The organism is Streptomyces sp. NPDC002669 (genome assembly GCF_042889165.1).
Classification (GTDB): Bacteria; Actinomycetota; Actinomycetes; order Streptomycetales; family Streptomycetaceae; genus Streptomyces.
This window is the reverse complement of the sequence record NZ_JBIAQQ010000062.1, coordinates 1-7067: the sequence shown is the minus strand read 5'-3', so window position 1 is coordinate 7067 and position 7067 is coordinate 1. Positions and strand designations below refer to the sequence as shown.

7 protein-coding genes and 1 pseudogene are annotated in these 7067 nt (G+C 69.4%); 7 read left to right on the top strand and 1 reads right to left on the bottom strand.

The genetic code is table 11. The annotated features are described in order from the left end of the window. Window positions 1–184: 184 nt before the first annotated feature. From ACFYW1_RS38765 to ACFYW1_RS38740, 6 genes and pseudogenes are all read left to right on the top strand, one after another. Entirely contained in the window at window positions 185–1324 is a 1140-nt protein-coding gene (locus ACFYW1_RS38765; protein WP_389004505.1) for a GDSL-type esterase/lipase family protein, read from the top strand. A 6-nt stretch (window positions 1325–1330) separates the two neighbouring features. Then, window positions 1331–1575 (top strand): annotated as a pseudogene (locus ACFYW1_RS38760) (IS5/IS1182 family transposase); the annotation flags it as partial. A 564-nt stretch (window positions 1576–2139) separates the two neighbouring features. Next, window positions 2140–2634 carry an EF-hand domain-containing protein gene (locus tag ACFYW1_RS38755; RefSeq protein WP_389004503.1) on the top strand — a complete coding sequence of 165 codons (495 nt, stop codon included), beginning with the start codon at window positions 2140–2142 and terminating at the stop codon, window positions 2632–2634. Window positions 2635–3656: 1022 nt separating this feature from the next. After that, window positions 3657–4649 (top strand): immunity 49 family protein, encoded by a 993-nt coding sequence (locus ACFYW1_RS38750; RefSeq protein ID WP_389004501.1) that lies wholly within the window; start codon window positions 3657–3659, stop codon window positions 4647–4649. 233 nt (window positions 4650–4882) lie between these two features. Continuing rightward, window positions 4883–5017 carry a hypothetical protein gene (locus ACFYW1_RS38745; RefSeq protein ID WP_389004499.1) on the top strand — a complete coding sequence of 45 codons (135 nt, stop codon included), beginning with the start codon at window positions 4883–4885 and terminating at the stop codon, window positions 5015–5017. Between the two features lie 274 nt (window positions 5018–5291). Next, a complete protein-coding gene (locus ACFYW1_RS38740) occupies window positions 5292–5810 on the top strand; it encodes a pyridoxamine 5'-phosphate oxidase family protein (protein WP_389004497.1) in 519 nt (172 codons plus the stop codon). Here ACFYW1_RS38740 and ACFYW1_RS38735 read toward each other — a convergent pair. Further along, window positions 5797–6042, bottom strand: a complete 246-nt coding sequence (locus ACFYW1_RS38735) for a hypothetical protein (RefSeq protein WP_389004495.1) — start codon at window positions 6040–6042, stop codon at window positions 5797–5799. The two genes, ACFYW1_RS38740 and ACFYW1_RS38735, sit on opposite strands and share 14 nt — an antisense overlap. A gap of 280 nt (window positions 6043–6322) precedes the next feature. Here ACFYW1_RS38735 and ACFYW1_RS38730 point away from each other — a divergent pair, with 280 nt between their 5' ends. Beyond that, complete coding sequence (locus tag ACFYW1_RS38730; protein WP_389004493.1) at window positions 6323–6712, top strand: hypothetical protein; 390 nt, start codon at window positions 6323–6325, stop codon at window positions 6710–6712. Window positions 6713–7067: the final 355 nt, after the last annotated feature.

Sequence of the window (7067 nt, the reverse complement as noted above, 5' to 3'; positions counted from 1 at the left end):
GGCTGATCGCATACGGGCCACTGCTCTCCGACGACGGCGACACCTGGCTCGGCACAGCCGCACTGCTCCAGGCACCCAACCCGGACACCGCACGCACCGTCCTGACCCCGCACCGGTACGCCACCGTCGAAGTCCACAACTGGGAGCCTGGCGGCCGCCGGTGAACCACGAAGACACCGGGCCGATGCGGACGGTCCCATTGGTGGGCGGACCGGTGGAGTTACGGGGTGCGCTGGACCTGGAGACCACAGCGGCAGGGGTGATGCCGCGCCGGTTGCCGGCATGGACCAAGGAGCAGTACCAGGACCCGTCGGTCTACGGGGTGACCGTGATGCCTTCAGGGGTGCGGCTGGTCTTCCGCACCGATGCATACGCACTGGAGTTGGAGATACTCACCTCCACCGGGCAGCTCGCCGCCGACCCCCACCCCCGCCCGACCGGCATGCTGGAGCTGTTGGTTGACGGCGCCCCGGCCGGGCGCCAGCAGGCCCCGGTGGGCAACGTGCTGAGAATGGCGGGCCCTGGAACCGCACAGCGACTCATCCCGGGCAGGCCCGGAACCGTACGGTTCGCCGGACTGCCGGCCGGCATGAAGAACGTCGAGCTGTGGCTTCCTCAGCAGACCCCTACGGAACTGGTGGCACTGCGCGCCGACGGCGACGTGCTGGCGCCGCTGCCGGACGGGCGGCGCCGCTGGGTGCACCACGGCAGTTCCATCAGCCACTGCATCGAGGCTGACGGCCCGACCGGGACCTGGCCGGTGGTGGCAGCCGCGCTCGGAGGAGTGGAGGTGATCAACCTCAGCCAGGCGGGCAACGCACTGCTGGACCCCTATGTCGCCCGGACGATCCGCGACACGCCCGCCGATCTGATCAGCCTGAAGGTGGGCATCAACATCGTGAGCCTGTCCGCCTTCCGGCTGCGGACGTTCGGCCCGGCGGTACACGGATTTCTGGACACGATCCGGGACGGTCACCCGGACACCCCACTCCTGCTGATCTCCCCGGTGAGCTGCCCGGCCCTTGAGCAGGTTCCCGGCCCGACCAGGACCGGACCGGACGGGAGGATCACAGCCCTGGGCGACCCGGCCGATGTGGCCGACGGCGCACTGTCGCTGACAGTGGTCCGCACCGAGCTGGCTCGGATCGCCGCAGCACGACAGGCATCTGATCCCCACCTCCACTATCTCGACGGACGAGCACTGCTCGGCCCGGACGAGACAGGCGACCTGACCGACGGCCTTCACCCCACCGCCGCCGCATACCGCCGAATGGGCAAGCGCTTCGTTGCCCACGCCTTCACACCCGACGGTCCCTTCCACTGAGCTGTTCGTAGCCCCTCGTGTGACGGCGGGCGTGCCCCATCCACGCGCCGCCAAATCACCACCGACCATCGAGGCCGCATGCTCTGGACCGACGCCTTGCGGCCAGGGCGGATGCACGACGCGACCGCCGCACGCAACGAAGGCATCGATCCCTGCTCCCGGTACTTCTCCGACGTGGAGGTCCTCCTGGACGACGGCCTCCCCGGGCCCGTCACGATCACCCCGGCCAGGCGGTGACCCCGCCCAAGAAGGGAAAGCGAGATGGGCAGTTGAGAAAACTCGGCGGCGCCCCGGCCTTCGTCGTTCAGACACACGTGCCCGGCGCCGCACCCGGTTTCCTCGTACTCCATGCGGACGTCGTCACAGCCGACACAGCGCGGACAGTCGGCGAGTGGGGGAACGCGGCCTTCATCGCGGCGACGGCCGACTGCTGCGTCCGCTCCCAGCGCTCCTCCCAGGTCCTGATGGCCCGGATCACAGCGGACTGCATATGGTGCTCCGTTCGTTCGCCGGGCACCGGCCGCGGGGCGCGGCCGGCTGCCGGGCGGAGGTGTGCGCAGCCGGGGATCATGCCCGCAGGGCCGCCTTACCTCACGGGCTCGACGGCAGGCGCAGAGTACGTAGCGGCGCTCTGTGCCGCCAGCGAGGAACGGGCCATCAGCTCGCGGGAGACGGGCTGTTGACGGGCAGTGTCTGGGCCCGTGCGCGGTGGCCCCTTTTGGGTGATCAACAGCGTGATGTCCCTGTGGTGGGCGAGAGGGTATGGGACGTTTGCGCACGGTATTCCGTTACTAGGAGAGGAACAGGTGGGTCCTGTGGTGACTCAGACGGAGCGCGATCGTTTCCAGGTGATGTTCAGGAAGGTCGATGTCGATGGTGACGGTGTGATCGAGCAGGTCGACATCGACCAGCTGGTCCAGGGTGCGCTGGCAAGGACCACGACCCATCTCGGTTCCCCGGAATGGCGGCGGGTGACCAACCTGGGCAACAAGCTGTGGCACATGCTGCAGAAGGACGCGGACACGGACGGGGACGGCCGGGTCACCGCGCGGGAGTTCGTCGCGGCATACCGCCGCCCCGACTTCCGCGACCAGGTCGCCGTCCCCTTCGAGCTGGCTCTCCTGGAGATGGCCGGCAGCGACAACGACGGCAGGATTTCACTGGGGGAATGGCTGACCTGGCAGGAGGCCAAGGGCCTGTCCCAGATGGAGTCCCTCAAGGAGTTCCAGCAGGTCGACGCCGACGGAGACGGCTTCCTTACCCGCGAGGAGTGCGCCCAGCACGTCAAGCAGTCCTACGCAGCCCAGTAGCGCGGCCAGGATCATCGGCCGTGTCGGCGTACTGCGCGGCACGGCCGATGCGCATCGGCGCGAGGGGCGGGAAACACGAAGCGTTCGCGAAAGTCCTCGCCGCCGCCCAGGACGGGGCCGTAGAACACCGGCCGGCACGTCGGCGAGAGCGCCGTCCGGCCGTGCTAGTACAGGAGATTGAAGGCGGGACGGTGCTCTTGTGCGGCTTGCCCCGCGACCACCGGAGCGCTCGTCGACGGGCTGCTCCAGGTGTCCGTCGAACGCGGGTGCTGGGGCGGGACCAGCCGGCAACAGGCGGTGGCCCGTATACACCAGTCGTGTGAGAAGTGCCCGCCGTATGCCTCCTGATCGCCGACGCGGCGCGGGCAGCCGGGTACCGGGCCGAGGAACACGACACGTCGAGCATCCCCGGCCTGCGGCGCCCGCTTCCTCCGCGGGTGCCCTGTGGCTGCCCACGGAAGCCCGCATCGACAGTGCCACCCTGATGGAAACCCTGTTCCGGGCTGTTGGACAGCACCCCCGCGCCACCTGGATCCCCCAAGCCCGCCACCGCCGCCGGTACAGGCACCGTGTCCTGCAGGGGCACCGAAAAGGTCCGGGCCCGGGACGTGGCCCTGGCCGCCGGATGCGGCATTCCGGCGCTGCTGCCCGACCGGGGCCGCCCAGCGGGCGCGTGCCCCCGATCCTGACCGGCCGCGGGGTCAGCGCCCGCCTGAACGCCCCGGCGATGAAATTCCAGCACGTCGTGCGGACACCGAACGCGGCGTCCGCCTGCGGAACCCACTTGGTCCCGCGCACGGACAGCACCCTGTACCTCGGCGGAACGAACAGGCTCACCCTGGACGCCGACCCCGACCGGCCCCGGGCCCGGACGACGACCTCGCACCGTACGCCTGGCGCCCGGCCGTACGAGAGTTCCGCCAGCGGCTGGGCGAACCGGCGGTGACCTAAACACTGCTGTCGGCGCCCGTTGGTAACGTGCTTCGTCCAGTGGTGGAGTTCGAAAAAAGGGGGCGGGGTACGTGCGGAATGTGGCATGCCATCAGGTCGGCGGGCAGCGGTTGGCCGAGGCGCTCGACGACATCGACGGGCGGGCCTACAAGCGCTGGCACTCGCTGCGGTACGGCAGCATCTCGCCGGCGCTGATCCGGGCCATGGCGGACGAGCTGCTCGACCATGTCGCCGCGCGGACGGTGACGGAGCCGGGGCTCGATGCTGCGGCCGGCACGGTCGCCGTCACCGCCGCGGAGTGTGTGCACGGAGTGCTGAGCATCATGTGTTTCCCGAGCGGGGACCAGGAGCTCCGGTTCCCCCTCGTCGGGGAGCGGATCAGCACGGACCCGGACGACGACGAATTCGGGGACGGGCCCATCACCTTCCGGGACGTCGTCGAGGAGGCGCCCACCGCGCGGACCTGGCTCGACGCGTTCGAGATGTGTGTCGTCAGCGGGCACGTGTGGGACTGGGAGCGGGTCACCGGGCTGCTGCTGCGCGGCGACTACGCGCCCGCCATCCGTGACGGCGCGCCCCACAACCGGTACACCTCCGTCTCCGACCCCGCCGACCTCGCCGCCATGGACGCCCTGTGCCCCTACCTCACCGAGGCGGCCGGGCATCTGCCCCGCGACTGGCCGACGGTTCCGCTGCGCAAGCCGGACGCCGGGGAGCGCGCGGAGGCCGCCCGGCGGCTCGACGAGGTCGGCGACGCGCTGAGCTCGGACCAATGGCTGCTCCGTGTACTCCTCGACGACGACCAGCACGCCTTCGAGGACGCCCTCGTCGCCCGGCTGGTCGCACACCGGGAGAGCGTCGAGGCCGATGCAGGTGATCCCGCACCCCGGACCCTCCTCCCCCTCGGCACCCTCACCCTGGCCTGCCTCGCCGTCCAGGTCCACGGGTGGGAACTCGACGTCCGGTCCGGGTACCTGCCGTACGGTCTGCTGGGATCACCGGACGCCCTGCGCCGGGCGGCGGAGGGAAACCGGAACAACCTGGGCCGCTGGGCCGCCAAGTAGACCGCCCGGGCTGCGGAAGCGGGCCCGGCTCGACAGTCCAGAGCATCGCCGTGGAGACGGACTTGCCCCCACCGAGGCAGCGCGTACGTCTGCGCGACAGCCAAGGACGGAAGCCACCCTGCCCCACATCGGCGAACGCCACCTGCCAGATCTCCACGCCCTGCGCCCCCGGTACCCCTTGACCACGCGGATGTCCTCGACCCGCTTCTCACTCAGGCGCCGTGCCGCCGCAGATGCCGTTTCCCGTTCTGGAGGACGGCACGGACGGGCAGCCGGCCTGGGTGCGCTGGGCGGGGAAGACGCTCCATGGCCCGCGTAATGCCGGCCGCACCGCGGTGCTGGACCGGTTCGCGGCGGCGCTGGCATAAACCACTGTCGCGGTCACGCTGGGGCGCGGGCAGCCGCTGATCGTCGACCAGCAGCGGATCGCGCACGGCCGTACCGCGCTCGGGCCCCAGCACGGTCTTGCGACCGGGACTTGGTGCTGGATCGTGCATGCCAAGGCGGCCTTTGGCCCGGCCGCCCCCGCCCACCAGGTCCTGGCCGACGTGGCAGCACCGAGCGCAACCCGCGCGGAGCAACCTCACCGCTGCTTCATCAATGACGACAGAGGGTGTCGGGTTTACGGCCGACGATGGACGTATGCGCGAAACCCCAGAAGAACTCAACAAGCTCCAGTCCCTCCTCGACTTCTCCCTCTCCGGCTCGACCGCACACCTCCGCTCGATCGTCGAGGGCCGCACCATCACGGCGGCGCAGCTCACCGGGGTCCTCACCGGCATGTGCACGCTCGCCCTCTCCACGGTGACCGCAAAGGGCGAACCGCGGATCAGCGGCGCCGACGGGCACTTCCTGCACGGCCGGTGGCACTTCGGCACGGCGCGCAACGCCGCCAAGGCCCGTCATCTCGCAGCCCGTCCGGCCGCCAGCGTCGCGCACATGCGCGGCGAGGACCTCGGCGTGTTCACCCACGGCACGGTGGAGGAGCTGAACCCCGAGGACACCGAGACCACGGCCGACTGGCAGGAACTCCTCGCCTACTTGAAGGACTTCTACGGCGACGACGCCTTCGACTGGAACCGCGAGGTCGTCTACTACCGGCTGAACCCGCACTGGATGACCGTCTACGCCCCCGACCTCGACAAGCTCACCAGCACGTGACGCCGGGCCCGTCGACGAGGGCCTGCACCTGCGCGTACGAGGGTGCGGGGCCGGTCGACGGCGCGCCGTCGCGTACCGCCAGCGCCGTGGCGACGGCCTCGCCCAGCGCCCGCCGGTACAGCAACGACCCGAGGCTGCCCCGCCCCCAAGCTCCCAACTCCGCTTCGCTGCGTTCGAGCAGGGGGCCGCTCGGCGTCTTGCCGGTCCAGGGGACCAGGAACGGCAAGGTCACGAGTTGGCCCCGAACCCACGGAAGCAACTCCGCAGAGCACGACGACGGACCCTTGAGTTCCCACCGAGAACCCTTCAGATTGCGTGAACTTACGGGCCTCGTCGGCCTCGGGACTGGTGAGCTCGCATGTTCAGGTGTCGCGTATTCGCGGCCGAGCCCAGATGGGACTCGCGCTGAGTGATCTGCGCGAGCTCGGCGGCACCCGTTACCCGACAGTCTGTTGGTCGGCGATTGGCATGATGGGCGGCGGCAGGTCTCAGGTGTCTCTACGGGAGCGACTATGGCGTTCAAGACCGAAGTCGCCGAACGGGACGAGTGGTCCTATTCGCCGACTGTCGGCGTCGGACCGCTTCGGTTCGGTATGACCGTCGACGAAGTAGTCGAGGCGGCTGAGATGCTAGGCCAGACGAATGTCAGCGATTGTCCACGGGACCACGCAATCTTCTCGCCGACTTGGAAGGTCGAAGTCCACCGTCGCGGGGTGGCTCCTTCACCGCCTGCCGTCACGGCCTATGTGAGCCAAGCTGTGGGGTTGTTCTGCATCGCTGTCGACGCCGTGCACGGTCCCCAGGTCGCGTACGACAGACTCCCGCTGGTCGGGAGAGACCTGTCGGAGCTGGAGAGCGACGCAATCGCGTATGCCGAGGCAACGGATGTGCACTTTCTGTGATTGGTCGGGGTGGTGTCAGCGGGTTGGGTGTCAGCAGGTTTTGACGGTGCGGGCGGCTTGCTGAACAGCGCGTTCGTCGCTGGATGCTGTCGAGCCGTGGGTGTCGTGGGATGACTATTTCGCTGTCATGGCATGAGGATTTTGCCTAGCACACTCGTGGCTTGGCTGACACGAGGATGAACATTCCTGTGTTCTTGGCTGGCGCTGTCTTGTCCGCGCCCCGCCGTGCGGGACTCGCGGCCGCCGTCCGCTTCCACGCCGAGCAATGGCCACCTCCGCGTCCCGTCCGACTACGAGGACGCCTACGGCTACTGGCTCGGCCAGTTCATCACCGGACAACGCACCGCCTACCACC

Coding starts and splice junctions, on each gene's coding strand:
- ACFYW1_RS38765 (WP_389004505.1), top strand. CDS start 185: ATGCGGACGGTCCCATTGGTGGGCGGACCGGTGGAGTTACGGGGTGCG.
- ACFYW1_RS38745 (WP_389004499.1), top strand. CDS start 4,883: ATGCCGTTTCCCGTTCTGGAGGACGGCACGGACGGGCAGCCGGCCTGG.
- ACFYW1_RS38740 (WP_389004497.1), top strand. CDS start 5,292: ATGCGCGAAACCCCAGAAGAACTCAACAAGCTCCAGTCCCTCCTCGAC.
- ACFYW1_RS38730 (WP_389004493.1), top strand. CDS start 6,323: ATGGCGTTCAAGACCGAAGTCGCCGAACGGGACGAGTGGTCCTATTCG.